The 2,002-nt window shown below is 40.1% G+C and carries 2 protein-coding genes; both read right to left on the bottom strand.

The window, feature by feature from the left end:
• Positions 1-22: 22 nt before the first annotated feature.
• Positions 23-1,180: an 8-amino-7-oxononanoate synthase gene (locus VXQ92_RS16195; RefSeq protein WP_031977266.1), complete on the bottom strand. Its 1,158-nt coding sequence runs from the start codon at positions 1,178-1,180 to the stop codon at positions 23-25.
• Between the two features lies 1 nt (position 1,181).
• On the bottom strand, positions 1,182-2,002 hold an 821-nt coding region (locus tag VXQ92_RS16190; protein ID WP_416682523.1), incomplete at its 5' end, for an aminotransferase class III-fold pyridoxal phosphate-dependent enzyme.

Here is a 2,002-nt window from a genome sequence, read left to right as displayed (position 1 = left end):
GCAACCAAATTTTTATTCAAACTCACAGGAAACTCACCAAGGCTTCAAGTTCATGTTGCTCAACCATTGATGTTAAGGAAATGCGCAAACGCGAACTATTTTTAGGTACTGTTGGTGGACGTACAGGCATGGCATAAAAACCGCTTTCCTGAACCTGTTTCGCCTTATCGATAGCAGCCTGACTTTCTCCCACAATCACTGGAATAATATGGCTGGTCGATGGACTCATATACCCCTTTTGCACCACTGCTTGTTGAAGATATTGGCTAATATTTTTTAAATGTTCACGTTGAGATTGAGCGTTTAATACTTTTTGAAAAATAAAATTTGCCCAAGCCATAACAATCGGAGGTTGAGCAGTACTAAAAATAAGCGGGCGCATTTTATTAATGAGATAATCTTTAATAATTGGATGGCAAATAATATAACCACCGACTGCTGCTAGCGCTTTACCCAAGGTACCAACTAGAAAATCAATTTCCTGAATTACATTATATTGTTCGGCACACCCTAAACCCTGCTGTCCACGTACGCCAATTGAATGCGCTTCATCGACATATAACATGGTTTTAGCAAAGCGTTTTTTAAGCTGGACTAAAGCGGTTAAATCTGTTTCATCGCCATCCATACTAAAAATACTTTCCGTGACCACAATGATTCGTTCAATCTGGTCATCATCATGATACTTTTGTAGAAGTTGCTCTAAATGCTGTAAATCATTATGTCGATACCGCACATACTGGGCACCAGACAAACGGATCCCATCAATCATACTGGCATGAACTAACTTATCTGCCAGAATTAAAGTTTTACTATCAGCAACAGCGGGCAAAATACCAATATTCATATGGTAGCCACTATTAAATAATAGAGCCGCCCGACCACCAAATGCTTGGCTTAGGCTATTTTCCAACTGTTCATATTCATCAAAATTGCCCGTTAATAAACGTGAAGATGAAGAACTAAAATAGCTACGTTCTAATGGATAGCAATCTAAAAATTCTTGGCGAAGATCAATATCAGCTGCCAACCCAAGATAGTCATTTGAAGCTAAATTGAGCATCGTTTTATTTTGAATTGTAATAAAACGGCCATGCTGCACATTTTGGGTAAATTGTCTGAAATTACCTTGTCGTTTTAACTCATCTAACTCTGTAGCAAAATGATCGAGCAATGACATCTTAATGTGCCCCCTGCATCGTTTTAACTACTTCAACCAACTGTTCGAGCAAGTCACTTAACTCTTGTTGAGTGATGACATAAGGCGGCATGACATAAACTAATTTTCCAAAAGGACGAATCCAGATTCCACGCTCTACAAATTGTTGCTGTAAAGTTTTCATATCGACATTAAAGGTGAGTTCTACCACACCAATTGCACCGAGCACTCGTACATCAGCAACATAATCAAGCTGATTTAAAGGCATTAAATATTGGCTAAGCTGTTGCTCAATTCGCTTAATATTGGCCTGCCAATCTTGCTCAATTAATAATTGCGTACTTTTTAAAGCAACGGCACAAGCGAGTGGATTGGCCATAAAAGTTGGGCCGTGCATAAATACCCCAGCCTCACCGCGACTAATGGTTTCTGCTACATACTTTGTCGTTAAGGTCGCAGACAAAGTCATATAACCGCCTGTTAACCCTTTACCTAGGCACATAATATCCGGCTCGACTTGAGCATGTTCCCAAGCAAAGAGCTTACCTGTACGGCCAAAACCAGTGGCAATTTCATCAAAAATTAACAACAGATGATATTTTTCACAAAGCGCTTTAGCCTGACGTAAATATTCAGGGTGATAAAAGCGCATGCCTCCTGCCCCTTGGACAATCGGCTCAATAATCAGTGCAGCAAGGTTTTCATGATTTTGCTGAATAGCTTGCTCTAACTCGGCAATATCTTCTCGGTTCCACTCCTCATGAAATTTGGTTTGCGGAGCTGCTACAAAAAGACGGTTCGGTAAGCTGGTACCAAAAATCTGATGCATGCCTGTCACTGGAT

This window comes from Acinetobacter sp. 228, assembly GCF_048147885.1.
The sequence above is the reverse complement of the archived record's forward strand: the minus strand, read 5'-3'. Positions and strand labels throughout refer to the sequence as shown.

Bases quoted from the DNA above. Each gene is read 5' to 3' on its own strand.
- VXQ92_RS16195 (WP_031977266.1), bottom strand. From the start codon at position 1,180: ATGTCATTGCTCGATCATTTTGCTACAGAGTTAGATGAGTTAAAACGA.